We start from the raw sequence: 26,703 nt of genomic DNA, 5'->3' as shown, positions 1-26,703 counted from the left end.
TATTTTTTGATATCATTGAGTATTATCTATGGGTGGATTGGGTTTATTGCAAGTCAGGGCGGGTTGATTTGCGTTTGGATCTGGGAATTTTGCTCTTTTTATTTTTTATTTGCTCAGCTTTGGATATTATTTTTTCAACTGCCACCAAGTCCTTAACACTTTTTTTGATTGATTTAAAGGCTTTTGGGGCTTGGATTTCAATAATTTGTTGGACAATCCATTTTGAATCAGCATGAGTCATGGCTTTTTGAATTTTCTCTGCAAAGTATCTTAAGAAATGATAATTAGGTTCACCATTTTTAAATTCATAATTGGCGTAGTCTTGAGACCTGGCATTATAAATTTGAATAAAGTCTTTCCAGTGCTCACCTGAGCCAATACATTCTTGTTTGTTTTCGTGAAAATAATCAGCCGATTGTTTGGCTAACTTGACAATCAATGCTTGACGTTGTTTGGCATCTAATTTATCAAATACCAGTCTATCAATACACTGAATTAGAAAACATAAGTATTCAGAGATTACATCAAACACTTGTGCTTTTTCAATCACGAAGGCTTCGTTAATTAAATCTTCTAAATGATTTTTAGTAATGCGCCACGAGTTAAATGCCAGCGCACCAGCAATATCACCAATGGTTTTAACTTGGGTTTTGTGCCAAGTGCTTTTAACCCTCATTGCACCAGTTTATACCATTATTGTATTGTGCTACTTGCAGTTGTAATTCTTAAACGAACCCAAATCATTAACATTCTCATAACCCATTTGGATTAAATAATTTTTAGCAGTTGATGAACGAGCACCTGTAACGCAATAAAGAATAACGGCCTTGTCACGGTCGATGATTTGGTCAGCACCCATAATGGATTGTAGTGGCAGATTGATTGCATTTGGTAGTGCGCCTTGGGCAAATTCGCTACTAGAGCGAACATCAACTAATTGAGCACCATTGGCCAATAGTTTGCAAGCATCACTGCTTGAAAATGAATTAAACATAGTATAATTTCCGAAGTTAGTTTTTAAAGTCAAACCTAGTATAACTAGGTGTTAATCTATATTAGTAAATAATTATATAACAATGTTAAGCAAAAAGCAATTAAGATTAGACATAAAGGCTGTTGCTAATGCCCTGAAGAAGCGACACTTTTCTTTTGATGTCAACCAATTAACTGGGTTAGAAGATAATAGAAAAAAAAATCAAATTGAAACTCAAAACCTGCAAAACCTACGCAATATACAGTCTAAGACGATTGGTAAAGCCAAGGCTTCTGGAGAAGATGTTAAGCCTTTATTAAAGGACGTTGCAGATTTAAGTGATCAGCTAAATTTGGCAAAATCAAATTTGCAAGCGATTCAGTCTGATATTGATGCGATTGTTTTACTGATGCCAAATATTCCTCATCATTCTGTACCTGAGGGTAAGAGTGATGAGGACAATGTTGAGGTGTCAAAATGGGGTGAGCCAGGTCAGTATGATTTTGATGTAAAAGATCACGTTGATTTGGGTGGAATGTATGGGCTAGATTTTGAGACGGCAGTTAAGATCTCTGGTGCTAGATTTTCTGTCATGACTGGGAAAATTGCACGTTTGCATCGTGCATTGACACAATTTATGCTAGATCAACATAGTGAAGTGAATGGTTATACCGAGGCTTATGTGCCTTATTTGGTAAATGCAGAATCTTTAATTGGCACGGGTCAGTTGCCAAAGTTTGAAGCTGATTTATTTAAAACGCACCTACATGGTGAGCAAGGAGAGGTCAAAACATTGTATTTGATTCCAACTGGTGAAGTGCCTGTGACTAATATGATGCGTGATATGGTTGTAAAAGAGAGTGATTTACCGCTTAAGTTTGTGGCGCATACACCTAGTTTTAGATCAGAAGCAGGTAGCTACGGGCGTGATACTCGTGGCCTTATTCGCCAACATCAATTTGAAAAGGTTGAGTTAGTGCAAGTGGTTAAGGCGCAAGATTCGTATCAAGCTTTAGAAGTGTTAACTGCACATGCTGAAGGTATCTTGCAAGCATTAGAATTGCCTTATAGAAAGGTCAACTTGTGTGCAGGAGATCTTGGTTTTTCTGCCGCTAAAACCTATGATTTAGAAGTGTGGTTACCTGGGCAAAATTCTTATCGTGAAATTTCTTCTTGCTCTTGTTTTGAAGATTTTCAGGCGCGACGTTTACAACTGAGATATAAGAACAAAGAAACTAACAAATCGGAATTATTACACACATTAAATGGCTCAGGGTTGGCAGTTGGTAGAACGTTAGTGGCAGTACTAGAAAACCATCAGCAAGCCGATAGAAGTATTAAAATACCCTTTGTTTTACAAAGTTACATGGGCGGTTTAGAAGTTATTAATTAATTTTTTACATAAGGAGATAAAATGAGCTTATTAGATTTAATCATTGCACCAACATTTGCAGAAGGTTTAGTCTCTATAGAGGGAAGTGTCTCAGACCCCTGGGGTGGACTGCCATTTTTATTGGTTATGTTTGTGCTGATGTATTTTTTACTCATCAGACCACAACAAAAACGTGCCAAGGAACACAAAACATTATTAGCAGTGTTAAAAACAGGCGATGAAGTTGTTACCAATGGTGGTGTGATTGGCAAGGTTGTTTCTGTGGACGAGTCTTTTGCAACATTGGAAATTGCTGATGGTGTTGTGGTTAAGGTGCAAAAGCAAGGCATTAACCAAAAAATGCCAAAAGGCAGTACTAAAATTTAGTTAAAAATAACCATTATGAATCATTACTCAGGGCTTAAAAATGCATTGATTGCATTTGTTTTATTGCTTTCAATGTTGTATGCGTTGCCAAATATATTTGGCTCTGATTTGGCTATTCAAGTGTCAAGCGCAGGTAATGCTTTGATTGTTGACCAAGATTTGGATAAAGTTAAAAATGCATTGAAAGTTCAACAAATTGAATTTAAATCTGTTGAACTAACCAGTCAAAGAATTTTGGCGCGTTTTAAGGACAATACACAACAGCTTTTAGCCAAGGATGCCCTTAAACAGGCATTAGGTCGTCGTTACGTGGTGGCACTAAATTTAGCACCTTCTGTACCAACTTGGTTGGCGAGCCTTGGTGGTAAAGCCATGTCACTTGGTTTAGACCTTAGAGGTGGTGTGCATTTCTTATTAGAGGTTGATATGGAGGCGGTCATTTCAGCCTCAATGGACAAGGCATATAATGAACTTCGTGTTTTATTACGTAAAGATAGACTATATAAGAGCATTAGGCAAGAAAATAGCAGTATTGTTATTCGTTTTAAGCACGCTGAATTAAAAGACAGAGCGGCTCAGTTAATTAAATCAGAATTGGATGGCTTGGTGATTTTTGATAACAACAATACGGGCGAATTATTACTCAATATTGGTATTAGTAATAGTGCACAAAAACAAGCCAAAAAAAGTGCACTTAAACAAAATATTACAACGTTGCGTAATCGAGTGAATGAGTTAGGTGTGGCAGAGCCAATTATTCAACAGCAAGGTTCGGAACGTATTGTGGTTCAACTGCCAGGTGTACAAGATACAGCTAGAGCAAAAGAGATTTTAGGTGCAGTGGCGACTTTGGAGTTTAGACTGGTTGATGAAAAAAATGACCCACAAACAGCCATTCAATCAGGGCGTGTGCCAATTGGTTCAAAACTTTATTATTTTAAAGATGGTCGTCCATTATTGCTAAAGAGTCGCGTTATCACAACAGGTGAGAACATTACAGGTGCGGCGTCTGGCATTGATCAAGAAAACAACATTCCAATGGTGAATATCACACTTGATAGTATTGGCGGCAGAGCAATGCTTAACACCACTAAAAAATACTTACACCATCGTATAGCAGTTGTCTTTATTGAAAATAAGGTTGAAACCATAACTAAAAATGGAAAAACCATTAAGAAACGTACCACCACTAAAGATATTATTAATGCTGCCACAATTCAAGGCACATTTTCATCACGGTTTCAAATTACAGGGATTGACAGTGCTCAGGAAGCGCGTAATTTAGCCTTATTATTAAGGGCAGGTTCACTCTCGGCACCGATTGAAATTATTGAGGAACGCACTATTGGTCCAAGCCTTGGCGCAGATAATATTACCAAAGGTGTGATATCGGTATCGGTTGGTTTTGTTTTGGTGTTGTTATTTATGGCTATGCGTTATCGTGTATTTGGCATGGCGGCGAATGTGGCTTTGACGCTTAATTTGGTGATGATTGTGTCTGTTTTGTCTTTATTACAAGCCACGCTGACGTTACCAGGTATTGCAGGCATTGTACTTACAGTGGGTATGGCGGTGGATGCCAATGTGTTAATTTTTGAGCGTATTAAAGAAGAATTAGGTGCAAATAGCAATATTCAAAAAGCCATTTCAAGTGGCTATGATAAAGCGTTACTGACCATTGCAGATGCTAATATTACGACTTTGATTGCGGCATTGGTTTTGTTTAGCTTTGGTACTGGACCAATTAAAGGCTTTGCGATTACTTTGTCAATTGGCATTATCACTTCAATGTTCACAGCCATTATTGTCTCACGTGCAATCATTAATAAAATATACGGTGGCAAAAAGTTAGAGGAGATTTCAATATGAGTTTAAAAGCATCAAACATTCCAACGATTGACTTTGTGGGCAAGCGCACTTATGCCATTATATTTTCGGTATTATTGATTGTTGCTAGCATTTTTTCATTGACCATGAACGGGCTTAAGCTAGGCATTGATTTTACGGGCGGCACTTTAATTGAAGCGGGTTATCAACAAGGTGTTGATTTAGCCGAGATTAGAACCACGCTAGCCAAGGCAAATTTTAAAGGGGCTAATGTCCAATATTTTGGTTCAACTAATGAGGTTTTAATTCGCTTAGAGCTACAATCAATTTCTAGTGCCAAACTAAGTTCAAAAATCACCAATTTATTGGGCGATGATGTTGATATTCGTCGGGTTGAATTTGTAGGCCCTAAAGTGGGTGAAGAGCTTACTAATGATGGCGGCTTGGCAATGTTGTATGCGCTGATTGGTATTTTGATTTATGTAGCGATACGTTTTGAATATCGTTTTTCATTAGGCTCAATTGTCGCCCTTATGCATGATGTTATTATCACCCTAGGCTTTTTCTCATTATTTCAAATTGAGTTTGATTTAACAGTACTGGCTGCCATATTAGCCGTCATTGGCTATTCTTTGAATGATACTATTGTAGTGTTTGACAGAATTCGTGAAAATTTCTTATCAACACGTCATGTTGATTCTTCTAAGATTATTAATGGCGCGCTTAATCAAACGCTATCTAGAACAATCATGACTTCTTTAACCACCTTATTGGTGTTGTTAGCGTTGTTCTTTTTAGGTGGTGAAACTATCCATAGTTTTGCTTTAGCGTTACTAATTGGAGTGGTGGTGGGTACTTATTCTTCTATTTATGTTGCTAGTTCAATGATTCTTGCATTGGGCATTACTAAGGAAGATTTGTTGCCATCTGAAAAAGAAAAGAAAGCACTTGATTCACGACCATAGTTAAGTAATATTTGGATGCTTGTTAAGAAGTTTTTTCGTTTATTGCTTAAATTTTTCAAAGACTAGGCAAGCATTTGTACCACCAAAACCAAAACTATTAGACATCACTCGCTTGAGTGATTGTTTGGTTGTTGTTCGTACAATTGGTACGCCTTCAGCTGCTTCATCAAGATTTTCAATATTAACAGATTCTGCCATAAAGTCGTTTTGTAGCATGAGTAATGAGTAGATTGACTCATTCACGCCTGCTGCACCCAAGGCATGTCCAGAAAGAGATTTGGTTGAGCTAACATATGGGATGTTGTCGCTAAATACTGCTTTAATAGCACCTAATTCTTTAACATCACCCACAGGGGTAGAAGTGCCGTGTGCATTGATATAATCAATCGGACCTTTAATGGTTGAAATGGCAAGTTGCATACAGCGTTTAGCACCTTCACCTGACGGTGCAACCATATCATAGCCATCGGACGTTGCACCATAGCCCGTGAGTTCTGCAAGAATAGTTGCACCTCGAGCTTGTGCATGTTCTAATGATTCAAGTACTAATGTACCACCACCACCAGAAATAACAAAACCATCACGACTCGTATCAAAGGCACGAGAAGCGCTTGAAGGTGTTTCGTTGTATTTAGAAGATAAGGCGCCCATTGCATCAAACAACATGGTGAGCGACCAGTCTAACTCTTCACCACCACCAGCAAATACCACATCTTGTTTGCCCATTTGAATTTGTTCCATGGCGTTACCGATGCAGTGTGCAGAGGTTGAACAAGCAGAGCTGATTGAATAGTTAATGCCCTTAATTTTGAACAGGGTTGAAAGGCAAGCTGAGGTTGTAGAGCCCATCGTGCGCGGTACACGATAAAGACCAACACACTTAATGCCTTTTTCCCTTAAGATGTCGACGGCTTCTACTACGTTTTGGTTGCTAGCGCCGCCAGAGCCCATGATAAGTCCAGTACGTTCATTTGATATTTGTTCAGGTGTTAATCCTGATTGCTTAATCGCCTCATCTAGGGCAACTGCATTGTAAATAGCAGCATCAGCCATAAAGCGTTTCATTTTTCTATCAATGATTGCATTAGAGTCTATTTCAGCAATCAAGCCAGAGACGTGTGAACGAAGCCCCATTTTCGCTTGGTTTTCGTCAAATTTAATGCCTGATTTTGCCGCTTTTAAAGAGGCTAAAACTTCTATACAGTTTGCACCCAAACTAGAAACAATTCCCATTCCTGTGACAACAACTCTGTTCATTACATTTTGCTAGTATCAGTAAATAATCCAACCTTAAGATTGGTGGCCTCATAAATGACTTTGCCATCCACTTCCATGGTTGCATCAGCTACACCCATGTACAATTTGCGTGCAATAACGCGCGATAAGTTAATTTTGTAGGTTACTTTTTTTGCACTGGGCAATACTTGACCGACAAATTTAATATTACCAGCACCAAGCGCACGACCACGGCCAGGGCCACCCAACCACCCTAAATAAAAGCCAATTAATTGCCACATGGCATCTAGTCCTAAGCAACCAGGCATAACAGGATCTTCATTAAAGTGACATTCAAAAAACCACAAATCAGGGTTAATGTCTAATTCGGCAATAATCTCACCTTTGCCATATTCGCCACCCTCACTAGAGATATGGTTAATGCGATCAAACATTAACATCGGTGGCTTTGGCAGTTGGGCGTTGCCCAGCCCAAACAATTCGCCATTGCCACATTTAATTAATTCATCATAGGAAAAAGAATTTTGCATTGTGTTTTTTACGTAAAAATTTTCCCTACATTATACCAGTGTCTGCTTAATATCAGCAATGATGTCTTTAATGTCTTCTAGACCAACAGACACCCTGATTAATCCATCTGTTATATGAGCATTAAGTCTTTCTTCATCGGTTAAGCGTCCGTGCGTTGTGGTGGCTGGATGGGTGATTGTAGATTTTGTATCACCTAAATTAGCGGTAATGGAAAGTATACTGGTGGCGTTGATTATTTTAAAGGCCGACTCTTTTCCACCTTTAACTTTAAACGATACAATGCCACCAAAACCAGACTGTTGGGATTTAGCTAAGTTGTAATCAGGGTGCGAAGACAGACCTAAATAATAGACTTTTTCTACCTGATCTTGGGTTTCAAGCCAGATGGCAAGTTTAAGCGCATTGTCTGAGTGGGCTTTCATTCTAAGACTTAGAGTGTCTAGCCCCTTAAGCACAATCCAAGCATTAAAAGCGCTCAAACTAGGGCCTGTGGTGCGCACAAATCCATGAACTTGCTCAATAATGTCAGCACTTCCAACCACAGCACCTGCTAAGCATCTACCTTGACCATCAATATATTTAGTGGCTGAGTGAATGACAATATCAGCACCCAAGGCAATAGGATTTTGTAGCGCAGGGCTTAAAATTGCATTGTCAACTGCTAAAAGAACATGATGGGCTTTTGATATTTTACTAAGCGCAGCAATATCTACAACCTCACCCAGTGGATTAGATGGCGTCTCAAGTAAAAAAAGCTTGGTGTTATTTTTAACCGCACTTTCCCATGCTGATAAGTCAGATAAATCTACAAAATTAATGTCAACATTAAATTTAGTAATAATGGTGTTTAATAGCACAATTGAGGTGCCAAACATATTACGAGAAGCAACAATATGATCACCTGATTTAAGCAGTGCCATGATGGTGGCAAAGATTGCCGCCATACCAGATGATGTTGCAACACAGGCTTGCGTACCTTCAAGTGCGGCTAATTTTTTTTCAAAGGCATCTACTGTTGGGTTGGTAAAACGTGCATAAATATTCCCTGGCTCTTTTTTAGAAAAGCGATTAGCGGCCTGTTCGGCTGAGTCAAAGACAAAACTGGAGGTTAAAAATATTGCCTCAGAATGTTCCTGTTCAGTAGTAGGTTGATAACCTGTGCGTATAGCTTTGGTATTGAAGTTTAAATCTTTCATGTGCTTGTAAAATTATTAAATAGCGCTATTCTACATCATTACCAATCAATTCAGAAGCTTCAAAGGTGTTGTTTTCCTCTTTCGCAAGGTCGCCTCGTAAAAATTCAACATGTTCAAGATAGTCTTTATCGATATCATCGGTTACGTATTGACCATTAAAACAAGAGCAATCAAACATGGTAATTGCCTTATTGCCTTGCTGTACACACCAAATTAAATCATCCAAATCTTGATAAATTAGCTTATCCGCACCAATGGCTTTGCAGATTTGATTAGTATCTCTATTGTGAGCAATAAACTCTTTGTGGCTAGCCATATCAATACCATACACATTGGGATGGCGCACGGCAGGCGCGGCTGAGGCAAAGAACACCTTGTTAGCACCAGCATCACGAGCCATTTGTACAATTTGCTCACTGGTTGTGCCACGTACAATGGAATCATCGACTAATAATACATTTTTGCCTTTGAACTCAAGTTCAATTGTGCTGAGTTTTTGACGTACAGATTTTTTTCTCTGTTTTTGCCCTGGCATGATAAAAGTGCGAGCAATGTATCGATTTTTAATTAAGCCTTCACTATATTTAACGTCTAGTTTATGTGCCAGTTGTAGTGCAGCTACTCTAGAGGTGTCGGGAATTGGGATTACCACATCAATATCATTAACGTCCCATTCTTTATGAATTTTTTTGGCTAACTTTTCTCCCATTCTTAGGCGAGATTTGTATACGGAAATATTATCAATGACTGAATCTGGACGGGCAAAATAAACAAATTCAAAGATGCAAGGCGAGTGCTTGGGGTTTTCTGCGCATTGTTTGATAAATATATTACCCGCTCTGTCAATAACGACCGCCTCACCTGGTTTAATATCTTGAGTAATCTCATAACCAAGCGCACTAAGTGCCACACTTTCAGAGGCTAACATATATTTAGTACCGCCTTTAGTGGTACGTTTGCCAAGAATTAATGGGCGAATACCATTAGGGTCTCTAAAGCCAAAAATACCATAGCCTGGAATCACGCCAATGGTTGCATAAGCACCACGTACACGCTTATGCACTTGTTTTACAGATGCAAAAATATCAGCCTCGTTAATGCGTTGTTTTTGTAACTTGGCTAATTCACTGGCAAATACATTGAGTAAAATTTCTGAATCAGAGTTGGTGTTGATATGGCGAAGGTCTTGCTCAAATAATTCTTGAGCCAATTGCTCAGTGTTGGTTAAGTTGCCGTTATGTGCAAATGCAATGCCGTATGGCGAATTAACATAAAAAGGCTGTGCCTCTGCATTAGATGAGCTACCTGCAGTAGGATAACGCACATGGCCAATGCCCATATCGCCTAACAACTGTGTCATGTGCTTAGTTCTAAAGACATTTTTAACCAAGCCATTTGACTTGCGCATATAAAAACGTCCTTTATGAGCAGTGACAATGCCTGCTGCGTCTTGACCGCGATGCTGTAAAATAGTCAGCGCATCATAAATATAAACAGCTGTATCTTTCTTAGTGGTAGATAAAATGCCAACAATGCCACACATAAGTTATTTCCTAATTGTTTTCAATAAATAATAAGTATTGTGGCAACTCAGGTTTAATGTCTGAAGCCACATCTTGAAAGACTCTTAAAGCGCCATGAGTTTCAATCCAATAATACTTTTGTGAAATCCAACTAATACTTTGTAACACTAATACCATGATTAAAATTGCCAAGCTACCTTTGATTAAGCCTACAATTAAGCCTAATAAACTGTTTTGAGTGTTGTTGATATTTTTGGCATTAAGCTTGGTGTCTATTGCTTGCAAAATCTCAAGTATTTTTTTGAAAAAAGACGACAAGAAACAAGGTTTGGTTTCATCAATAGAGATATTTAACACACTTGATATAAAAGTTAAAACACCAAAGGCAAACCCAAATACAATTGAAAATGACAAGCCAATGCGAACAGATTCATTGCCAATCAGTATTTCCATAATGCCCAGCTTAGCCACAACCTTTAAGTAATGCCAACTAAACATTGTGATTGCCACCAAAACGACCATTAGCGCAAACAGTTTGTTTAGTACACAAGGATTATCAACGGTTGAGGAGAGCTGTGTTAGTTTGTAAATTATTCTTTTTATGATCACAACACCAATAAAAATCACCCCAAATGAGATGGCTAAATGAGATTGGTGTGAGAGTGTTAGCCAAGTGATGAGCGAGCTTATGGCCAATATTTGGTAAAACAGCCATGCAATTAAAACGGCTAATAATAAAAACCCCAAATTGATAAGCTCTCTTGCCATACCGCGCTTAAAGCCCAGCACTAGGAATGTCGCTAAAATAGCAATGGTTATCCAGTCAGACCAAACTAAGCGTTCAATCATGTGCCAGATAGTTGCAAAAAACTCATCCATCAAATCTCTCCTAGAGGTGCTTTGTGATTAGTTACAATTTTACAAGATTTCTTCTTCATCATTTTTCATAAATGGCGTAAGTATTTTTAATGCATCAGCCACAACATGAAACGAGCCAAAAATAACAATACGCTGATATTGCTTGTCGTTAAGCCCGTGATTAATGGCATCTTGCATATCATCACAAACGTGAATGTTATGATTTAAACCAAACTCGCTACTAAGCGCTTTCATGTCTATTGCTCGATTTACATCAAGTGGCACTAGTAGCCACTGATTAATAATCAGGCTAATTTCATTAATCATCAAGCCAATATTTTTATCTTTTAAAGCTGAAAATATGGCGACGGTGGGGCATTTTTGCCTTGCCAATTCTGCTGATAACACTTTAACAGCCGCTGCATTGTGCGCAACATCAAAAATAACAGTTTTGTTATTAATGGTTTTTATTTGAAATCTAGCATCAAGTTGTGCATATTTAATACCTGTTTTAATTTGAATGGCATTAATTGGGAGGGTTTTATTCAATTTTTGCACAGCAAGCATTGCCGCAGCTGCATTTTGCTGTTGGTGCTTACCGATTAAGCCTATATCACTTGTATATTTTTCCTTAACAAATGCCAGTTGCGTCTTGATTTGGTGAGCATATTGACTAATTGAGGCGGGTGGATTGATATCAGCACAAATACAAGGCGTATTTGTGCGCATAATGCCCGCTTTTTCAAACCCAATCAGCTCACGAGTATCGCCTAAATAATCCACATGGTCAATATCAATATTAGTAATGACGCTCACGTCGTTATCGATAATATTAACCGAGTCCAACCGACCACCCAGCCCTACTTCTAATACAGCCACATCAACTTTTTCTAGCTCAAAAATAATCAGCGCAGCCAAAGTTGAAAATTCAAAATAAGTGAGTGAGGTTTTGCCTCGAATTTGTTCTATTTTATTAAATGCCGAGCAAATCTGCTCATCAGTGGCTTGCGCGCCATTAATCACAAAACGCTCATTGTATTTAAGAATGTGTGGCGAACTAAATTTAGCCACTTTAAAGTTTGATTGTTGGTAAATGCTATCAATAAAAGCAACGGTAGAGCCTTTACCATTGGTACCAGCAACGCTAATTACTTTAAAAGAAACACCTTTTGGAAACAGCTTTAGATAAACTTTTTTAACACGTTTTAGCCCTAGATCAATGTCCTGAAAATGTAGGTTTTCTTGGTAATTTAGCCAGTCATCTAGGGTGTTTAGTCTTCCCAAAACTCACCCTCAATGGTGTTGTCTTTATTGCGCTGTTGGGGGGGTGGCGTGTTTTTGGTTTTATGAATAAAATCAGAGCGATTTTTGCTAAATATTTTTTTTGCGTTCTTTTTCAAAATTTGATTAATAAAATAAGCCCTTGAAATGGGTATAAGCCCAAGCAGGCCGATAAAATCCGTAATAAAACCAGGCGTTAATAACAAAACACCTGAGACTAAGATGACTACTCCTTCGAGCATTTCAAAAGCAGGCGTTTGTGCGTTCATGGTTTTTTGCTGTACTTTTGCAAGGGTAGAAAATCCTTGTTGTTTAAGTAGTGTTGAGCCAATAAGTGCAGTAATAACAACCAATAATATGGTTGAAAAACCACCAATTGACTCACCCACTGATACTAAAACATAAATCTCAAGCAGCGTCATGACAACAAATAAAGGAAATATCATTATGTTTTCTCGTTAATAAAAATTAAATCCCAAACACCGTGCCCCAGCCTACGACCTCGTCGTTCAAATTTAGTAATGGGTCGGTATTCAGGTCTTGGTGAATAGATAAGGTTGTTTTGTGTGTTTTTAAAGTAGGGGTGATTTTCTAAGGTGTCCATCATTGCAGTGGCATAATGTTCCCAGTCAGTTGCCATGTGAACTTTTCCACCTTTAATTATTTTGCGTGACAACAGATCTAGAAAATCAGTTTGCACAATTCGGCGTTTATGGTGTTTTTTCTTATGCCACGGGTCAGGGAAAAACAGCTGAAAACGATTAAAACTGTCGTTTTTTATATGGTTTGTTAATACCTCAACGGCATCTTCTTTAATGATTTTAAGATTGCTTAATTGGTGTTTGTGTGCCTCGTTAATTAATCTACCAATACCTGCCTCATACACCTCAATGCCCAAAAAATTTCTATCAGGTGTCTTAATTGCCATTTCCAGCAAACTATCCCCATTGCCAAAGCCTACTTCTAAAATAATTTTTTGTTGCTTGACAAACAAATGCTTTAAGTTAATCTTGCCTTTAGGTAAATCAACCCCATAATCCGCCCAAAGTTCAGTCAGCCCCATTTTTTGCTCCAGTGTTAATCGACCAGAGCGGCGTACAAAACTTTGAATTTTTCTCATTTTATTTATCAAAATATTGGCACAAATATAAATAGCATTTAGTTAAGGTGTTGCTAAAAAAAGCAACACAACACACCCATTAAAAAACCTAAAAGAGCAAGCGCTCTATAAAAGTTATCCGTGAAAACGGATTTTATTTTACCGTTTGACAGTCAAGTAGTATGTGGTATATTTATAAGCCTTAAACCAAAGAAAGCGGTTTCCCGCTTACCGTTATTACAACAGCTTTTTTGTACCTAAAATAAATAGGGACAAAATCGCTTATGGTAGGCTGAGGAGAGCCGAATAGGCTTTTTGGCTAATAAGTTCCCGTCTTTCTTTTTTTTGGATAAGTGAGATCTACCACCTTTTTTAGATTGCAGATTTTTTATCCAATTAATCAGGATGCCCTATGTCACATACAACCAATGTAGCCACAGAGTTATTAACATTAGCACTAAGTAGTTTTAACCAAGTTCTTTGTGTTGAGCTTGATGGAATAGATTACAACCATTGACCTTTGTTATTTAAACTTGCAAGAGATGGAGGCAATACCGTCATAAGTTCCCTTATAATTGATAATCCATAATCAGTGGTGCGTGGTCTGAAAAACGTCCATCTTTATAAATGCTGACACTTTTAACTGTGCCTTTGAGATTCGGCGTGAGGATTTGATAATCAATGCGCCAGCCAATGTTATTCACCCATGCCTGACCACGATTACTCCACCAAGTGTATTGCCTATTTTCTTGATTAACTTCACGAAAGCCGTCAATAAAGCCAACTTCAAAAAATAACTCATCCAGCCAAGCGCGCTCTTCTGGCAAACAGCCTGAATTTTTCTGATTTGCCTTCCAGTTTTTAATATCTCTTTCCTGATGTACGATATTCACATCACCACAAATAATGACCTTACGTCCGCTTGCCTTAAGTTCTTGTAAGTAAGGCATAAATCGCTTAGTTAAAAACGCTATTTTTAAATCTTGGCGATCTTGTTTGGCACTGCCTGAATGTATGTAAATTGAAATAACTGACAAATCTTCGAAGTCAGCTCGAATAAATCGTCCTTCAAAATTAATATCATCCCACGGGCTTTCTTTAATGACTTGAGTGGGCACTTGTTTGGTAAAGATGGCTGTGCCAGAATAGCCTTTTTTCTCAGCAGGTTGGTAATAGCAGTGGTATTCTTTTGGATAAAATCGTTCATCTAATTGGTCTTCTTGTGCTTTGATTTCTTGCAAGCAAACCACGTCTGCATTTTGGGTTTTTATCCAATCAAAAAAACCTTTTCGTTCAGCGGCACGAATTCCGTTGACATTAGCCGTTATAATTCTTATCATCGAAATAATTTTATAGGAAAACCCATGGAACAGTATCAAAAAGACTTTGTAGATTTTATGTTAGGCAGTGGTGCGCTCAAATTTGGTGAATTCACCTTAAAATCCGGTCGTATTAGCCCTTATTTTTTTAATGCTGGGGCGTTTAATACGGGGCAGCATCTTTCTCAACTGGGTAAATTCTACGCGACAGCGATTGAAAATAGTGGCTTGGATTTTGATGTTTTGTTTGGCCCAGCCTATAAAGGCATCCCGCTAGCAACTGCAACTGCCATGGCGTTTAATGATGGTTTTGATAAAAATGTGCCTTATAGTTTTAATCGCAAAGAAGCCAAAATGCATGGCGAGGGGGGGGGTATTGTTGGTCATTCACTTGAGGGCAATATTTTAATTATTGATGATGTCATCACAGCAGGAACGGCTATTCGTAAGGCGATGAATGTCATTAAAGCAAATGGTGCGACTGCCAAGGGTGTGATTGTGGCGGTTGACCGTCAGGAAAAAGGCAAGGGCGAGCAATCTGCTATTCAGGAAGTTGAGCAGAATTTTGGGCTTTCAGTTTTAAGTATTATTAATTTATCGCACTTGGTTGATTATTTAAAGCAAGGCAACGATCATGCGTTAATTGAGCGCATTGAGGCGTATCGAGATTGCTATGGTGTTTAAGGCTAAAGCCAACTGCCACTAGCCTGAATGGGTTTTAATGAACGTGGTGTGCTGATCCATACTGCCAGTGCAAAGCGTTTTGCTGATTTTGTTGAGCGTGGTAGTTTGATTGACCAGCGATTACCCTTGCTGATTTTTTGTGTGTGATTGAGCACCATAAAATCATGGTTTAAAATTTTGTTGTCGTTCTCACCAGCCGTAATTTTGTTTTCAAATCCAAAGCCTAATAGGGCAATATGCGCCATTAAAGGCTGGCGTTTTTGTTGTGGTTTAAATTTAATATAAGCCATGTCGTCAAGCATATCAACGCTTAATTTTCCTACTTTTTGCTGGCTTAAAGTTTGGGGATGTGGGTAGCGCCAAGTTCTATCTTCTTTGCCGTTTTTAATGATTTGTGGCGTATAAACTTGAGAAATATTGCCTTGTTGATGGTGTTGTTTTTGTCTTTCTGTATAATCAGTATGTGTAAATTTGTCTTGCCAGCCGATATAATCCCAATAGTCCACATGAAATGCCATGGGTACTATTTCACTAAATAATTTTGGGCGTTGTTTAAATTCACTGAGCTATTTATCCGCTGGCGGGCAAGAACTACAGTCTTCAGAGGTGTAAAGCTCAACCTTGGTATTTTGGTAGTCAGTGCTTTCAAAGTGAAGGCTTTTTGCAAGGCAAGTATTGCCTAAAAGGACAAGAAGTAGTGAAAGTGTTATTTTTAATAAATGCATACCCTAATGTACGCACTTATTAATAAAAAGTTTCAGCTAGGCGGCTTTTTTGTTGGCTCGAAACAGATTGGCAATTTTTCTGAAAATAAGCTTAATGCCACGCCAAAGTTTTGGCAATAGCCAAACCATAATAATAATGGCAACAATTAGGATGATTAATTGCTGCCCACATGCCAATAAACACAGCAATATCTTCAGTGATTGAAGCTGTCCAATTACTAACTGGCTCAGGACTGGTGTTAATAATAGTACGTGTACCTGCCTTAGTAAAATGTGTTGCAGAGGTCAGTCCACCACCAATAACCATCCCCACGGTTTCACTTACAGGGCCAAACTCTGCTATTGCATCGCCTGCAAGTAGTGCCCCAAGTGGAATGCGAATAAAAGTATGAACATTGTCCTAAATTGAGTCAAATCCAGGGATTTTGTCTGCAAAAAACTCCACACCGTACATCAGACCTGCTGCTATTACTAATGGATTTTGCAATACTTCTAATTCTCCAGGCAAGGAAACATGCCCTGTCATACCTGATAGGTCTAAAATCAGCATGGTTGCATAAATTATTAAACCCACTACCCAGTCCAATTCCCAGGGCAAGTGCAATTGTTTGAATGAGATTGGATGTCTAGTATAGAATATATGATTTTAATGGTGGAGGGATAGGGATTTGAACCATGCTTCGTTCTGATACTAACGTTATCTTGGTGGGTGAAATTCGCGATGCAGAAACGGCTAATTTGGCAGTAGAAGCAGTAATGACAAGGCATTTGGTGCTTCTACTTTACATGCCAGAGCAGCAATGGGTGCTATTTCCCGCTTGGTTAAACTGGGCGTTTTCCCTACTGATTTGGCAGATACTTTGGCATTATCAGTTGGGCAAAGAATGATTCGTAGGGTTTGTAAGCACTGTTCTGATGAGGTTAGGTCTTCTAGTTTTAAAGAATCGCAACCCACTTTGTATTGCAAATATATTGATTTAATCAAAGATGATAATATAAAAATCAGAACCGACCTTAAGGGGGTGTGATGAGTGTGGTGGCTTTGGCTATTCAGGCAGAACATTGGTTACAGAGGCGGCATTAGTGGATGATAATCTGCAAAAGTTGATTGTTGATTGTGCCACAATGGGTAAATTTAACAAGCACCAAAAAGAATCAGGGCTGTTGGATTTGTGGGACCACGACATTGAATTGGTTAAAAAGCAAGAAACCACACTAGAAGAAGCAGAATCTATCTTGCCTAGGCGTAATAGTAATATTGGGTATGATATATAACGTCTCAAAAGAGATATTTTTTATAAAAAAAGAGGAGAAGTAACCGTGAATAACTCACAACAACACAGTGCGAGTACACTTAAAAAACAAATGCAGAAGGGCTTTCTTTTCTAAAGATTTTCCAAATGTGGTGCTGTCTTGCATGGTGCGTAAAAATGAGGTGCTAGATTGTGTTAATAAAGCACAATTGTTGGTTGATGATATCGATCCGTTAACAGAGTGGGGCGATTCTTGGTCTGTAGCAGTTCTAATAGCTGGTAATGATGATGCTGAGGCGTTGTCAGGCACTGCTAATATGACAGACAGAGTTGCACAGAGAAGTATTGTGCTTTGTTACCCAATGGAAGAAGTGGCAATTGAAGATAGACAAACTTTACAAGATGATATCATTGAGTACATGGGTGATGAAACTTCGTGGACTGCTGCTGGTAATGATGTTGAAGGGCAGGGTTATATTATTGGTTCAGACGCATCAAATGATGCAAGAACTGCAAGAACAATTGCTATTGGTGACGTAGGAACAGATGTTAATCCAGTTCTTAACCTTGTGTCTGGTCAAGTAGGCGGAACTACATCTCCTGGCACGGCTCCTGTTGTGTGTGGCACTAGTGTTGATGCTGTATCTCGAACTACCGCCGCTCAAGATACGAATAACCAGATTAATGTTGGCGGCGCTACTTTAGGTGGTGCTGATGGTCGATACATTGAAATGATGTATGTTATGCGTCGTCCATAATTAAGACTGTTTCTTAGTTATTTTTACGGCGTAAGTTTGTTGACTTGCGCCATTTTTTACAAGTGAAAACAAGACTTTCACCCTTTTTAAATTTGGAGTAAATTATGCCTTGGTATCTGATTCAATATCTTGATCAAGACGGACGTAAGCGCCGTATTGAAGTTGAAGGTGCGGGGATTTGATGCTGAAGCCATTAAAAACTCAAGAATTGATGAAAATCAAATTCTTAAGCCTACTAAATCGATGGTCATTGGGTCAAGAGATTTACCCCTATCTGTTCAAGAACTCATTCTATCGCAAATTCGCGCTTTGGTTTATTCTGGCCAAACCGTCAATAGCGGGATTGAACACATGCTCAGTCGCATTGGCGCGCTGAAGAAAAAGAAAAAAGAAATTACCTTTTTATTAGAGTCCAGTGTGGTGGTGAGCGACATACTCTCAGCCATGGGTATTAGTAAAGCCTCGGTGGCTTTGGTGCGCGCTGGTGAAAGTTCAGGTAAGCTTAAAGAAGCGCTGGATTCTGCTTTGTAACACGTCGTTGCAGAGAAAGAAATCAAAGAGCAAGTAAGTTCACCTTTTACCCAAGGGCTAACCATTATCCTGTTGGCTTTTGGCATGGTGATGGGCTTGCCGAATATGACTGGTCCTGCCTTAAATACACTAATGAAAGCAGGACTTGCTTTAGACACCAATATTCTAACGGATATTTTGATGTTTATTTTTCATTACAATGCAGAAATATGGTGGAGTTTATTAGGTGTTGTGGTGTTTTTTGGTGTTTAGAAAGTTGGTGTGGCGGTACGGGCAAAACTTGCCTGTTCTTAGAACGGTGAAAGACTTTTTTTTATTAAACGCTCGGTTTTATTGCTGATGGTGTTTAAGCCTTTATTCTCCCCAGGCATTTCTCTTAATAAATTATTAGAAATTGTCAAAAGCTCAATGAGTGGTGTGAGTGATATTAGAGTCATTGAAAATGTGATGCTACTGATGGAATCAGGCTCAAGCCTCTCAGTTGCTATTCATAATGATAATGGATTGGGTGCCAATGTTTTATAACAGTTTTACCAGTTTTAAACAAGCCACTTTTGAAGCGCAAATGCAACTCATTGAAAGAGCCACTGTTGTTCTATTGGGCGAACTTAAAAATATCTCTGCTAGAATTGCACTTACTGCAGGCATACTTGGAAAATTATTAGGGTTTTTTGCACTGATGATGGTTTGGCTATTACTTTCCATCCCTCACTGCTTCTACCTAGTGAGTCTTGGCGCGGTAACGGCAATGAAACAATAAGGCTTCCCAAAACCAGGATTGAACTCATGGTGATTATGGCCATTGTGGTTATTTTGGCAACCTTAGGCAGTCGTGCTTTTTTGGTTTTCAAGATTCTGCTTGTCTTTTGGCAACGATTAATGAAATGCGTAATATGGTGAATGTGATGGCAGATATTAAGAAAGGTTATGCGGGTAATGTCGGTGAATCTTGGCAGTCTACGCCAATTTTTGCTGATTTTGGCAGTATTGCTACGTTCAATGTTGCCTATACAGGCGGTAGTTTGCCCACTACGAATCATTTTAGCAATGAGGCTGGATAGTAACTACACCTATACTGTATCGCCAACAGTATCAATCTCTACTCGTGTTCCCTTCGATGAAGCTGAACCTGTTGGGTTTATTGCTAGTAGTTTAGAGAATAGTAGTGCCACTTCTACTGTTTTTAGGGTTTATCCTAGAGCGAAGTTAGAAAAAAACCAACTGGGCAAGCTTAACTGGAATAAGCAGTTTTACTATCAACAAGATTATGAACAACTCAAAGTAAAACAGGGTTCTTGAAATTTTAGAGCTAATTATTTAACAGGAAAATATGCGCCATAATCTTAAAATACAATCACCGCATCAAGCAAGGCTTGATGCGGTAGTAAAGCAAAAAGGTTTTCCTATGATTGAGTCGATGGCCATTATGATTATTATTACCATTTTGTCCAGTGTGTTTATTCCACATATTTTTGATTTTGAGAAAAAACGTGCCGAGCTGGTGGTTTCTGAAATGTGGACCATTGCTGAAGCGGTGTAATTGTATGATACTCAGCAATGTAGATTTCCTGGTACAAATAATATTTGTAATGATACAATATAGTGTATTTTCTGCCAGCCCAATGTTTTTACAGGGCATTGCAACTGATACAACTGCTTGGGGGCTTGGTACAGTCTATACCACTGTTTGTACTGCGACTAATGGTGCAACATTTACGGTTGAAATTGGTGATATTAACCTAAGTTGGGCTGAATATATTGCTAACTAGCTACCTAATGCAACGATTACTTTGGGTGCCTCCCTTACTGTTAGTCCTGCAACTGTTGTTTTGAATGTTTTAAAATTGGCTTACGTATCAGTGCTAAATAGGTTCTTGTGTTTAACAAAAAATAATAACGTATTTGTGCATGGGAGTTCAGTATCTTTGGGAGACGCTACTGGTGCTTATGATGCGAAAAAAGGCATTATTCAAAATGTGGTTGATATTGAATTAACGAATCGTAACCGTCTTGAAAAGAGTTTGTCCTTCGTACCTTTTAACCAGGGGTTGAAGTTTGCTGGTGGTAGCGCCTCTGGCAGGGCTTCCACACCCACGGTTTATAAACCTAGTTGTGATTTTGATAATGATAATGATGCATCGCCTACTATTTATGTAATGCCCTCTTTAATCGCGTCTGCGAATGGCGAGGAGATTATTTCTTGGACTTCTCATGCAACTGATATAGTTGGTGCAACCGATTCTTGAGATGTGTGGATTACTTTGCTAACGCCTAGTTCTGGTACTACCACCGGAGGTTCTGTAACACATTTTATGGCCAGTGTAAGTTCTACGTTATTTTTTGTTACTAAATGCATTCCTTTTGAGCCTTAATTTAAAGGGGTAGCAAAGTGATATTCTTAGCCATTGTATTGGGTTTATGTATAGGCAGTTTTTAAAATGTGGTCATTTCCCGTTTGCCACTGAATATTAATGGCGAAGATATTAGTATTAACAGCCCTGCTCGCTCGTTTTGTCCAAATTGTGGACATACCTTGGGGGTTTTAGAATTAGTGCCTATTGTTAGTTTTTTTAGTGCAAAAAGGCAAATGCAAGAGCTGCCAAGTGCCCATCTCTTTTCAATATCCGCTAGTTGAGTTAACAACAGGCATATTAAGTGCCTTGGCGGTTTATCAATTTGGTATTAGTGCCCAAAGCGGGTTTTATTTATTGTTTGCTTATGCGCTGATTGCACTTTTTGTAATTGATTCAAAGCATCAATTATTGTCGATGTTATTACTTTGCCATTGTTGTGGCTAGGGCTTATCTTTAATATTGATGGGCGTATTCATTTGTCTGATGCAGTGATTGGTGTAGTGGCAGGGTATTTGATTTTATGGAGTATTTGTTGGTTGTTTAAAATTTGGAAAGGCAAGGAAGGCATATGGGCTATGGCGATTTTAAATTAATGAGCGCTATAGGCGCATGGCTTGGCTGGCAGAGTTTACCTGATGTGTTATTAATTGCTTCAGCGCTTGGTATTTTGTTCTTTTTTGGTTATTGGCTTAGGAGTCGTACTTATAATCAAGCATTTGCCTTTGGGCCTTTTTAGTATTATCTGCATTTGTGTTATTATTTTTCAGCCCGTCTTATGTGGCAATATAATATTAACTAATTGAGCACAGGGTTGATTTATTTATTGGTGCGTACATCGATCGGTTTTAAAAGACGAGCAATTTGCTCCAGTAACTTTATCACAACAACCGCACAATTCATGGCCATTGGCCGATTTGATTTTTTTATTATCTAGAATGATGCCATCCTTTTTAAGTTCTGCTAGTGCCCTTGAAAATGATTCTGGTTTCATGCCTAAATAAGCAGCAGTTAAGGATTTTGAATAAGGCAATTCAAATGTGTTGTTAATTTTGCTGTGTACCAAGTATTAGCCTACTTTTTCTTTGGCAGTTTTTAGTTGTAGCACTTCGGCACTTAACATAAGAGATTTTACGTTATCAGCTAAGGTAAAACAACATCTTTTTTGCTAATAATACTCAGTACGATTTCACCACCTCTTTCGTCAATTTTGGTTAGTTTAAACAGCCCTTCATAATTAATATAAAGCTTAGAATGTTTAGTTGCATTAAAGGCCACCATCTCGCTTTTGTGAAATTGTTTAACCTGTATGGTGGACAGAAATATTTTTCTGTTAGGTGTTTGAATATAGGCAGTCTTAGTAAGAAGTTACGGTATCAATTTAGGTGATCTTTAGTGGGAATCATGGTGCGTATTTTATCATCTAAAGTAATTTTGCTGGTTGTTCGATATTTTTTTGATTGCATTATTTATTTTTTTCTTGGTATAGGTCAAGGGGGTAGTTGTTTAAATTTGCTATAATTTGAACCTCTCCCCGGGGATTAGTCTGTCACCAATCCCCACCCAATTTTGGAAAGCCTTTATTTTTTAAATAAGGATTTTGATTAATATGAGTTTATTTGACCTGACTTTAATTAAAAAATATGACCGTTCTGGAACAGGATACATGTCTTATCCGACAGCGAATAATTTTTAAAGCGTTGACCCAAGATGAATATCAAGCTCAAGTTGTTATTAGTAACGAGCGAAAAAGTCCTATTTCGTTATATTGTCATATTCCATTTTGCGACACGGTGTGTTTTTATTGTGGTTGTAATAAGGTCGTTACTAAGGATAAAACTAAGGCTGAACCTTATTTGGAAAGATTGTTTAAAGAAATTGACCAGCAAGGCGCATTATTTAATCACTCACGCAAAGTTGAACAAATGCATTTTGGTGGCGGTACGCCAACATTTTTATCCAATGCACAAATCATTCGCTTGAGTGAGAAATTGCAAAGTGTGTTTAATTTTGTTGATGATGGTGAATACTCTATTGAAGTTGACCCTAGAGGAGTTGATGAAGGCACAATTAAGACATTAGCGCGAGCTAGGTTTAATCGCATTCAGAGTTTTGAACAAACCAAATCAGTGATGGATTTATCCAGGGCGTATAGGTTTAAGTCCATCAGTATTGATTTGATTTATAGACTGCCTAAGCAATCGGTGCAAACTTTTGAAACGACACTTAATCAGGTTGCGTAGTTGTGTCCTAACCGTATTTCATTATTTAACTACACTCACTTGCCAGAATTATTTAAACCACAACGTCGTATTGATGTTTTGATGTTTTGATGTTTTGATGTTTTGATGTTGCTATCGGCTGATGACAAACTGGCTATTTTTGAATATTTAATGGATTTTTTATTAAGCCGAGGCTATGTATATATCGGCATGGACCACATTTTGCTTTGCCAGAAGACCCGCTGGCAATTGCACAAAGTAAGGGGCAACTGCATCGAAATTTCCAAGGTTATTCTACTCATGCGCAGTGTGATATTATTGGCTTGGGGTCTAGTGCAAGTGGGTGATGGTTTTTCTCAGAATGAAAAGAACATTGAGCAGTATTATCAAAGGATTGATGCGGGGGAATTGTCCATTATCAAAGGTCAAATTATTAATCAAGATGATAAGATTAGGCGTTTAGTGACTATGGATTTGATTTGCCATTTTGAGTTTAGTTTTACTAAAATCGAACAAACTTTTAATATTGTATATGCAGATTATTTTGCAGACAACTTGTCTGAGTTGAGTGAGATGGCTAAGGATGGTTTGCTTGAAATAACAAATCGTTCAATTAAGGTAATGGATAAAGGTCAATTATTGATTCGTAACATTTGCATGATGTTTGATGTATATCTTGCTTTGAGCAAAACTCAGTTTTCAAAAACTATCTAAGCACATCAAATTCTGGTGCAAGGTTTAGTTCAAAAGCATTTGTTTTAATGTTTGGATTGATGGTAACTGAGTTAAAGATAACTAAAATTGTTTGATCCAGTTCATTATTAAGCGTAATGGCTTGTAGCGTGCTATCCTTAAAACCAAAACTCAATTGGTTGGTTTGCTGGGTGCTGTACCAATCAATCTTATCTTTTGTGTGCGTGTATTGTGGCGTATGGCTGATATCGCTAGGTCGATTAATAAGCCAATATAGTGGCGTTTGTGTTAAATCAGTTGTTTGCATTAAACTGGCTTGTTCTAATTCAATATCAACCAGCCACAACGTAGTATTATTTAACAGTAGTATTTGTTCATTTGGTATTAGTGTATGCCAGATGAGTTGCTGTGGGCGTTTAAATAATAGAGTACCAGAAGAGTTGGCTAACAGTGTGCCCGTATTGCTATAGGTGCTTTGTGTAAAGTTGGCACTTAAACGTTCAAATGAGTTGAAAAAATTAGAAAACTCATGATTGCTGTTAGCAAAGCTAAAACTAGAAAATATAAGTATTAGAGTGCTTAAAATTTTAGTCATTAGTATTAATGGGTTCAGGTGCTAATACTTGGCGATTGCCAGCGCTGTTCATGCTACTTACTACGCCACTGGCCTCCATGTCTTCAATAATACGTGCTGCGCGGTTATAGCCAATACGCATGCGACGTTGTAGGCTAGAGATTGAAGCGCGATGTGATGAGGTTACAATTTGCACGGCTTCATCATACAAAGCATCAAGTTCGCCTGAGGCACTTGAAGTGCTGTTTGAGTCTTGTGAATCATCCGACTCACTATGGGCGTTAAGAATGCCATCTAGATAACTAGTTTCAGAATTTTCTTTTAAGAAACTAACCACGCGTTCAATCTCGCCATCATCAACAAAGGCGCCATGCACGCGAGTAAGGTGTGACATGCCTGGCGTCATATAGAGCATATCGCCCATACCGAGTAATTGTTCAGCGCCACCTTGGTCAAGAATGGTGCGCGAATCAACTTTTGAAGAAACTTTAAAAGCAATACGTGTAGGTATGTTAGATTTAATCAAACCAGTAATGACATCCACACTTGGGCGTTGCGTGGCAATGATAATGTGGACGCCTGCAGCTCGAGCTTTTTGTGCTAAGCGCACAATGAGGGTTTCAACACGTTTGGCCTTAGCACGGTCCTCTTGGGCGAGTGCACTAAGCATATCGGCGTATTCATCAATCACCAACATAATCAGTGGTAGTGCTTCTAACTCAGGCACTGTTTCATCTTCATCGGCAGTGTTTGGATTAAATGATGGGTCAAGCAGGGGCTCGCCTTTGTCCTTAGATTTTTTGAGTTTCTCATTAAAGCCTTCAATATTACGCACGCCAAACTTGGCTAATAATGAATAACGACGTTCCATTTCATTAACACACCACCACAAGGCAGAAGCAGCTTGGTTCATATCTGTTACAACAGGTGTAAGCAAGTGTGGAATATCAGCATAACAGGCCAGTTCAACAATCTTAGGGTCAATCATAATAATACGCACCTCTTCTGGCTTGGCTTTGAAAAGTACACTTAGAATCATGGCATTTAGTCCGACTGATTTGCCCATGCCAGTTGCCCCAGAAACAAGCAAGTGCGGCATTTTTGCTAGATTGGCAATAATAGGAATGCCATTAATATCCTTACCCAGACCCATGGTTAAAGCAGAGCTAGATTTAATAAAATTTTCAGAAGCAAGGATTTCTTTAAGGCTAATCATTTCACGTTGCGTATTTGGAATTTCCAAGCCAATAACAGGCTTGCCAGGGATAACATCAACAATACGCACACTTTCAACCAATAAAGCACGGGCTAAATCTTTATTAAGGTTCATAATTTGATTGACCTTAACACCAGGCGCAAGTGATATTTCAAATTGAGTAACCACAGGGCCAGGGGTAACCGTAGTCACTGACACATCAAAGCCAAAATCTTTAAGCTTGATTTCAACTTGGCGTGACATGTCTTCCAATGCTTGTTTAGAATAACCTGTGGTATGTTCAGTTGGTTCGTCAAGCAAATCTAGGCTTGGTAAACCAGTAATGGTTGTTGTATTAAATAAGTTGGAAGGGGTGGCTTTTTTAATGCTTTTATTTGACTTTTCCTTTCCTTCCTTTATTTTGGTAAGCACACTGGATTTGGCGTTTGATTGTTTGGGAGTGGTAGAAATCTTTATAGCTTTTTTGGTTCTAGCTTGTATTCTAATGTCATGTATTTTTGTAAAAAGATGATTCAACACGTTGCTAGTAGAGGAAAAAATAGCAATCCATGAAGTGCTACTGACAATGCTAAAGCTAATCATCATGATACTGAGATAAATAACGAGTGCTGCCGAGCCAAATAAAACACCAAAATAATGATGCATGGTAATGCCAATATAGCCACCAGAAGCACCTGTGCCTGCGAAGTTTTGAGTTAAAAATGCCGTGCTAAAGGCAATCAATGTAATAAGTGCGATAAAACGAAGGGCGGTTACTGAGTATTTTGGCTTTTCTTGATCGGTGTGTTTGTGAATATTCCAACCTAGCCATATGAATGAGATTGGTATTAAATAGGCGCTATAACCTAAGATAGATAAAGAAATATCACTTAAGTAAGCGCCAAATACACCCGCAAGATTGACAACCGGTGCAACCAGAGCAACATCACCCGACCAAGGATTTTCGTTAGCAGAGTAAGTAAATAAGGCAGATAAAAAAATAAGACCCATGGCACTCAAAAAGATAAACAGCATTTCACTGGCTATTTTGGTGCGAGGTTTTTGTGGGTATCTTTTTGTGCTTATTTTGTTATTCTTTTTCAAGGTGGTTTATAATGTTTCGAAGTATCCACAAAGTATAAAGTATTCA

35 protein-coding genes and 4 pseudogenes are annotated in these 26,703 nt (G+C 38.4%); 22 read left to right on the top strand and 17 right to left on the bottom strand.

Annotated features, from left to right (window positions below):
* Window positions 1-43 precede the first annotated feature (43 nt).
* Both CVPH_RS09105 and CVPH_RS09100 read right to left on the bottom strand, forming a co-directional pair.
* Window positions 44-676: a hypothetical protein gene (locus CVPH_RS09105; RefSeq protein WP_201341406.1), complete on the bottom strand. Its 633-nt coding sequence runs from the start codon at window positions 674-676 to the stop codon at window positions 44-46.
* 30 nt (window positions 677-706) lie between these two features.
* Window positions 707-994, bottom strand: a complete 288-nt coding sequence (locus CVPH_RS09100) for a rhodanese-like domain-containing protein (protein ID WP_201341405.1) — start codon at window positions 992-994, stop codon at window positions 707-709.
* 82 nt (window positions 995-1,076) lie between these two features.
* Between CVPH_RS09100 and serS the strand changes: the two genes are divergently transcribed.
* Genes serS through secF form a run of 4 tightly spaced genes read left to right on the top strand, consistent with a single transcriptional unit; the run spans window position 1,077 to window position 5,524 of the window.
* On the top strand, window positions 1,077-2,366 hold the full coding sequence (gene serS, locus CVPH_RS09095; protein ID WP_201341404.1) for a serine--tRNA ligase: 1,290 nt from the start codon (window positions 1,077-1,079) through the stop codon (window positions 2,364-2,366).
* Window positions 2,367-2,387: 21 nt separating this feature from the next.
* Window positions 2,388-2,732, top strand: coding sequence for a preprotein translocase subunit YajC (gene yajC / locus CVPH_RS09090; RefSeq protein WP_201341403.1), 345 nt, complete (start codon window positions 2,388-2,390; stop codon window positions 2,730-2,732).
* 15 nt (window positions 2,733-2,747) lie between these two features.
* Window positions 2,748-4,601, top strand: coding sequence for a protein translocase subunit SecD (secD, locus tag CVPH_RS09085; RefSeq protein ID WP_201341402.1), 1,854 nt, complete (start codon window positions 2,748-2,750; stop codon window positions 4,599-4,601).
* Window positions 4,598-5,524: a protein translocase subunit SecF gene (gene secF / locus CVPH_RS09080; RefSeq protein ID WP_201341401.1), complete on the top strand. Its 927-nt coding sequence runs from the start codon at window positions 4,598-4,600 to the stop codon at window positions 5,522-5,524. The genes secD and secF overlap by 4 nt, the downstream gene beginning before the upstream one ends.
* Window positions 5,525-5,563: 39 nt before the next feature.
* Here the strand turns inward: secF and fabB are convergent, their stop codons facing one another.
* The 9 genes from fabB to CVPH_RS09035 form a co-directional block, all read right to left on the bottom strand.
* Window positions 5,564-6,781 (bottom strand): beta-ketoacyl-ACP synthase I, encoded by a 1,218-nt coding sequence (fabB, locus tag CVPH_RS09075; RefSeq protein WP_201341400.1) that lies wholly within the window; start codon window positions 6,779-6,781, stop codon window positions 5,564-5,566.
* Window positions 6,781-7,290, bottom strand: a complete 510-nt coding sequence (gene fabA, locus CVPH_RS09070) for a 3-hydroxyacyl-[acyl-carrier-protein] dehydratase FabA (RefSeq protein WP_201341399.1) — start codon at window positions 7,288-7,290, stop codon at window positions 6,781-6,783. Before fabA ends, fabB begins: the two co-directional genes overlap by 1 nt.
* Before the next feature lie 30 nt (window positions 7,291-7,320).
* Window positions 7,321-8,487: an O-succinylhomoserine sulfhydrylase gene (locus tag CVPH_RS09065; RefSeq protein WP_201341398.1), complete on the bottom strand. Its 1,167-nt coding sequence runs from the start codon at window positions 8,485-8,487 to the stop codon at window positions 7,321-7,323.
* A gap of 25 nt (window positions 8,488-8,512) precedes the next feature.
* A complete protein-coding gene (purF, locus tag CVPH_RS09060) occupies window positions 8,513-10,030 on the bottom strand; it encodes an amidophosphoribosyltransferase (RefSeq protein WP_201341397.1) in 1,518 nt (505 codons plus the stop codon).
* Between the two features lie 10 nt (window positions 10,031-10,040).
* The gene (locus tag CVPH_RS09055; RefSeq protein WP_201341396.1) at window positions 10,041-10,889 is read right to left on the bottom strand and encodes a CvpA family protein; all 849 of its coding nucleotides are present in this window, start codon (window positions 10,887-10,889) and stop codon (window positions 10,041-10,043) included.
* Window positions 10,890-10,928: 39 nt separating this feature from the next.
* The gene (locus tag CVPH_RS09050) at window positions 10,929-12,152 is read right to left on the bottom strand and encodes a bifunctional folylpolyglutamate synthase/dihydrofolate synthase (protein WP_201341395.1); all 1,224 of its coding nucleotides are present in this window, start codon (window positions 12,150-12,152) and stop codon (window positions 10,929-10,931) included.
* Window positions 12,140-12,595: an FxsA family protein gene (locus CVPH_RS09045; protein ID WP_201341394.1), complete on the bottom strand. Its 456-nt coding sequence runs from the start codon at window positions 12,593-12,595 to the stop codon at window positions 12,140-12,142. Before CVPH_RS09045 ends, CVPH_RS09050 begins: the two co-directional genes overlap by 13 nt.
* Window positions 12,595-13,269, bottom strand: coding sequence for a tRNA (guanosine(46)-N7)-methyltransferase TrmB (gene trmB, locus CVPH_RS09040; RefSeq protein ID WP_201341393.1), 675 nt, complete (start codon window positions 13,267-13,269; stop codon window positions 12,595-12,597). The genes CVPH_RS09045 and trmB overlap by 1 nt, the downstream gene beginning before the upstream one ends.
* 548 nt (window positions 13,270-13,817) lie before the next feature.
* Window positions 13,818-14,585: an exodeoxyribonuclease III gene (locus CVPH_RS09035; protein WP_201342469.1), complete on the bottom strand. Its 768-nt coding sequence runs from the start codon at window positions 14,583-14,585 to the stop codon at window positions 13,818-13,820.
* 27 nt (window positions 14,586-14,612) lie between these two features.
* On the opposite strand from CVPH_RS09035, the gene pyrE reads away from it, so the two are divergent.
* A complete protein-coding gene (gene pyrE / locus CVPH_RS09030) occupies window positions 14,613-15,251 on the top strand; it encodes an orotate phosphoribosyltransferase (protein WP_201341392.1) in 639 nt (212 codons plus the stop codon).
* 2 nt (window positions 15,252-15,253) lie between these two features.
* On the opposite strand, the pseudogene CVPH_RS09025 reads toward pyrE, so the two are convergent.
* Window positions 15,254-15,784: pseudogene (locus CVPH_RS09025) on the bottom strand (DUF1223 domain-containing protein); the annotation flags it as partial.
* A gap of 283 nt (window positions 15,785-16,067) precedes the next feature.
* Window positions 16,068-16,502, bottom strand: a pseudogene (locus tag CVPH_RS09020) (DUF4126 domain-containing protein).
* Between the two features lie 149 nt (window positions 16,503-16,651).
* Here CVPH_RS09020 and CVPH_RS09010 point away from each other — a divergent pair.
* The 16 genes and pseudogenes from CVPH_RS09010 (at window position 16,652) to CVPH_RS10875 (ending at window position 21,608) form a co-directional block, all read left to right on the top strand.
* A pseudogene (locus CVPH_RS09010) lies at window positions 16,652-17,004 on the top strand (ATPase, T2SS/T4P/T4SS family).
* A gap of 34 nt (window positions 17,005-17,038) precedes the next feature.
* Window positions 17,039-17,251: a hypothetical protein gene (locus tag CVPH_RS09005; protein ID WP_483414750.1), complete on the top strand. Its 213-nt coding sequence runs from the start codon at window positions 17,039-17,041 to the stop codon at window positions 17,249-17,251.
* Window positions 17,252-17,318: 67 nt separating this feature from the next.
* Complete coding sequence (locus CVPH_RS09000; protein ID WP_225879704.1) at window positions 17,319-17,987, top strand: hypothetical protein; 669 nt, start codon at window positions 17,319-17,321, stop codon at window positions 17,985-17,987.
* Window positions 17,988-18,155: 168 nt separating this feature from the next.
* Window positions 18,156-18,518 carry a hypothetical protein gene (locus CVPH_RS08995; RefSeq protein WP_201341387.1) on the top strand — a complete coding sequence of 121 codons (363 nt, stop codon included), beginning with the start codon at window positions 18,156-18,158 and terminating at the stop codon, window positions 18,516-18,518.
* Window positions 18,519-18,590: 72 nt separating this feature from the next.
* On the top strand, window positions 18,591-18,770 hold the full coding sequence (locus tag CVPH_RS08990; RefSeq protein ID WP_201341386.1) for a hypothetical protein: 180 nt from the start codon (window positions 18,591-18,593) through the stop codon (window positions 18,768-18,770).
* Between the two features lie 87 nt (window positions 18,771-18,857).
* Window positions 18,858-19,043 (top strand): hypothetical protein, encoded by a 186-nt coding sequence (locus CVPH_RS08985; protein WP_201341385.1) that lies wholly within the window; start codon window positions 18,858-18,860, stop codon window positions 19,041-19,043.
* The gene (locus tag CVPH_RS08980) at window positions 19,033-19,278 is read left to right on the top strand and encodes a hypothetical protein (RefSeq protein ID WP_201341384.1); all 246 of its coding nucleotides are present in this window, start codon (window positions 19,033-19,035) and stop codon (window positions 19,276-19,278) included. The genes CVPH_RS08985 and CVPH_RS08980 overlap by 11 nt, the downstream gene beginning before the upstream one ends.
* A 106-nt stretch (window positions 19,279-19,384) precedes the next feature.
* A complete protein-coding gene (locus CVPH_RS08975; RefSeq protein ID WP_201341383.1) occupies window positions 19,385-19,579 on the top strand; it encodes a hypothetical protein in 195 nt (64 codons plus the stop codon).
* Window positions 19,566-19,817, top strand: coding sequence for a hypothetical protein (locus CVPH_RS08970; protein ID WP_201341382.1), 252 nt, complete (start codon window positions 19,566-19,568; stop codon window positions 19,815-19,817). Before CVPH_RS08975 ends, CVPH_RS08970 begins: the two co-directional genes overlap by 14 nt.
* 31 nt (window positions 19,818-19,848) lie before the next feature.
* Window positions 19,849-20,058 (top strand): hypothetical protein, encoded by a 210-nt coding sequence (locus CVPH_RS08965; RefSeq protein ID WP_201341381.1) that lies wholly within the window; start codon window positions 19,849-19,851, stop codon window positions 20,056-20,058.
* 49 nt (window positions 20,059-20,107) lie between these two features.
* On the top strand, window positions 20,108-20,287 hold the full coding sequence (locus CVPH_RS08960) for a hypothetical protein (protein WP_201341380.1): 180 nt from the start codon (window positions 20,108-20,110) through the stop codon (window positions 20,285-20,287).
* Between the two features lie 135 nt (window positions 20,288-20,422).
* Entirely contained in the window at window positions 20,423-20,764 is a 342-nt protein-coding gene (locus CVPH_RS08955) for a hypothetical protein (RefSeq protein WP_225879703.1), read from the top strand.
* A 194-nt stretch (window positions 20,765-20,958) separates the two neighbouring features.
* Window positions 20,959-21,153, top strand: a complete 195-nt coding sequence (locus CVPH_RS10570; protein ID WP_201341378.1) for a prepilin peptidase — start codon at window positions 20,959-20,961, stop codon at window positions 21,151-21,153.
* Entirely contained in the window at window positions 21,092-21,316 is a 225-nt protein-coding gene (locus tag CVPH_RS11320) for a prepilin peptidase (RefSeq protein WP_201341377.1), read from the top strand. Before CVPH_RS10570 ends, CVPH_RS11320 begins: the two co-directional genes overlap by 62 nt.
* Entirely contained in the window at window positions 21,277-21,465 is a 189-nt protein-coding gene (locus tag CVPH_RS10880; protein WP_425353135.1) for a prepilin peptidase, read from the top strand. The genes CVPH_RS11320 and CVPH_RS10880 overlap by 40 nt, the downstream gene beginning before the upstream one ends.
* A complete protein-coding gene (locus tag CVPH_RS10875) occupies window positions 21,441-21,608 on the top strand; it encodes a prepilin peptidase (RefSeq protein WP_281064688.1) in 168 nt (55 codons plus the stop codon). Before CVPH_RS10880 ends, CVPH_RS10875 begins: the two co-directional genes overlap by 25 nt.
* Before the next feature lie 84 nt (window positions 21,609-21,692).
* On the opposite strand, the gene CVPH_RS08930 is transcribed toward CVPH_RS10875, so the two are convergent.
* Together CVPH_RS08930 and CVPH_RS08925 are read right to left on the bottom strand one after the other, a co-directional pair.
* On the bottom strand, window positions 21,693-21,935 hold the full coding sequence (locus tag CVPH_RS08930; protein ID WP_201341374.1) for a helix-turn-helix domain-containing protein: 243 nt from the start codon (window positions 21,933-21,935) through the stop codon (window positions 21,693-21,695).
* Window positions 21,936-22,012: 77 nt separating this feature from the next.
* Window positions 22,013-22,150 (bottom strand): hypothetical protein, encoded by a 138-nt coding sequence (locus CVPH_RS08925; RefSeq protein ID WP_201341373.1) that lies wholly within the window; start codon window positions 22,148-22,150, stop codon window positions 22,013-22,015.
* 328 nt (window positions 22,151-22,478) lie between these two features.
* Between CVPH_RS08925 and hemN the strand changes: the two are divergent.
* A pseudogene (gene hemN, locus CVPH_RS08920) lies at window positions 22,479-23,805 on the top strand (oxygen-independent coproporphyrinogen III oxidase).
* On the opposite strand, the gene CVPH_RS08915 reads toward hemN, so the two are convergent.
* Together CVPH_RS08915 and CVPH_RS08910 are read right to left on the bottom strand one after the other, a co-directional pair.
* Complete coding sequence (locus CVPH_RS08915; protein ID WP_201341372.1) at window positions 23,798-24,379, bottom strand: outer-membrane lipoprotein carrier protein LolA; 582 nt, start codon at window positions 24,377-24,379, stop codon at window positions 23,798-23,800. The pseudogene hemN and the gene CVPH_RS08915 overlap by 8 nt on opposite strands.
* A complete protein-coding gene (locus tag CVPH_RS08910) occupies window positions 24,372-26,657 on the bottom strand; it encodes a DNA translocase FtsK (protein ID WP_201341371.1) in 2,286 nt (761 codons plus the stop codon). Before CVPH_RS08910 ends, CVPH_RS08915 begins: the two co-directional genes overlap by 8 nt.
* Window positions 26,658-26,703: the final 46 nt, after the last annotated feature.

This window comes from Abyssogena phaseoliformis symbiont OG214 (assembly GCF_016592595.1).
Taxonomy (GTDB): Bacteria; Pseudomonadota; Gammaproteobacteria; order PS1; family Pseudothioglobaceae; genus Ruthia.
This window is presented reverse-complemented; position numbering and strand designations above follow the sequence as displayed.

Bases quoted from the DNA above. Each gene is read 5' to 3' on its own strand.
- yajC (WP_201341403.1), top strand. From the start codon at position 2,388: ATGAGCTTATTAGATTTAATCATTGCACCAACATTTGCAGAAGGTTTA.
- fabA (WP_201341399.1), bottom strand. From the start codon at position 7,290: ATGCAAAATTCTTTTTCCTATGATGAATTAATTAAATGTGGCAATGGC.
- CVPH_RS08980 (WP_201341384.1), top strand. From the start codon at position 19,033: ATGTTTTATAACAGTTTTACCAGTTTTAAACAAGCCACTTTTGAAGCG.
- fabB (WP_201341400.1), bottom strand. From the start codon at position 6,781: ATGAACAGAGTTGTTGTCACAGGAATGGGAATTGTTTCTAGTTTGGGT.
- CVPH_RS08960 (WP_201341380.1), top strand. From the start codon at position 20,108: ATGATACAATATAGTGTATTTTCTGCCAGCCCAATGTTTTTACAGGGC.
- CVPH_RS08965 (WP_201341381.1), top strand. From the start codon at position 19,849: ATGCGCCATAATCTTAAAATACAATCACCGCATCAAGCAAGGCTTGAT.
- trmB (WP_201341393.1), bottom strand. From the start codon at position 13,269: ATGAGAAAAATTCAAAGTTTTGTACGCCGCTCTGGTCGATTAACACTG.
- CVPH_RS08925 (WP_201341373.1), bottom strand. From the start codon at position 22,150: ATGGTGGCCTTTAATGCAACTAAACATTCTAAGCTTTATATTAATTAT.
- purF (WP_201341397.1), bottom strand. From the start codon at position 10,030: ATGTGTGGCATTGTTGGCATTTTATCTACCACTAAGAAAGATACAGCT.
- CVPH_RS08915 (WP_201341372.1), bottom strand. From the start codon at position 24,379: ATGACTAAAATTTTAAGCACTCTAATACTTATATTTTCTAGTTTTAGC.
- pyrE (WP_201341392.1), top strand. From the start codon at position 14,613: ATGGAACAGTATCAAAAAGACTTTGTAGATTTTATGTTAGGCAGTGGT.
- CVPH_RS09045 (WP_201341394.1), bottom strand. From the start codon at position 12,595: ATGATATTTCCTTTATTTGTTGTCATGACGCTGCTTGAGATTTATGTT.
- CVPH_RS10875 (WP_281064688.1), top strand. From the start codon at position 21,441: ATGGGCTATGGCGATTTTAAATTAATGAGCGCTATAGGCGCATGGCTT.
- CVPH_RS09100 (WP_201341405.1), bottom strand. From the start codon at position 994: ATGTTTAATTCATTTTCAAGCAGTGATGCTTGCAAACTATTGGCCAAT.
- CVPH_RS08970 (WP_201341382.1), top strand. From the start codon at position 19,566: ATGAGGCTGGATAGTAACTACACCTATACTGTATCGCCAACAGTATCA.
- CVPH_RS09055 (WP_201341396.1), bottom strand. From the start codon at position 10,889: ATGGATGAGTTTTTTGCAACTATCTGGCACATGATTGAACGCTTAGTT.
- CVPH_RS09105 (WP_201341406.1), bottom strand. From the start codon at position 676: ATGAGGGTTAAAAGCACTTGGCACAAAACCCAAGTTAAAACCATTGGT.
- serS (WP_201341404.1), top strand. From the start codon at position 1,077: ATGTTAAGCAAAAAGCAATTAAGATTAGACATAAAGGCTGTTGCTAAT.
- secF (WP_201341401.1), top strand. From the start codon at position 4,598: ATGAGTTTAAAAGCATCAAACATTCCAACGATTGACTTTGTGGGCAAG.
- secD (WP_201341402.1), top strand. From the start codon at position 2,748: ATGAATCATTACTCAGGGCTTAAAAATGCATTGATTGCATTTGTTTTA.
- CVPH_RS08985 (WP_201341385.1), top strand. From the start codon at position 18,858: ATGGTGTTTAAGCCTTTATTCTCCCCAGGCATTTCTCTTAATAAATTA.
- CVPH_RS09065 (WP_201341398.1), bottom strand. From the start codon at position 8,487: ATGAAAGATTTAAACTTCAATACCAAAGCTATACGCACAGGTTATCAA.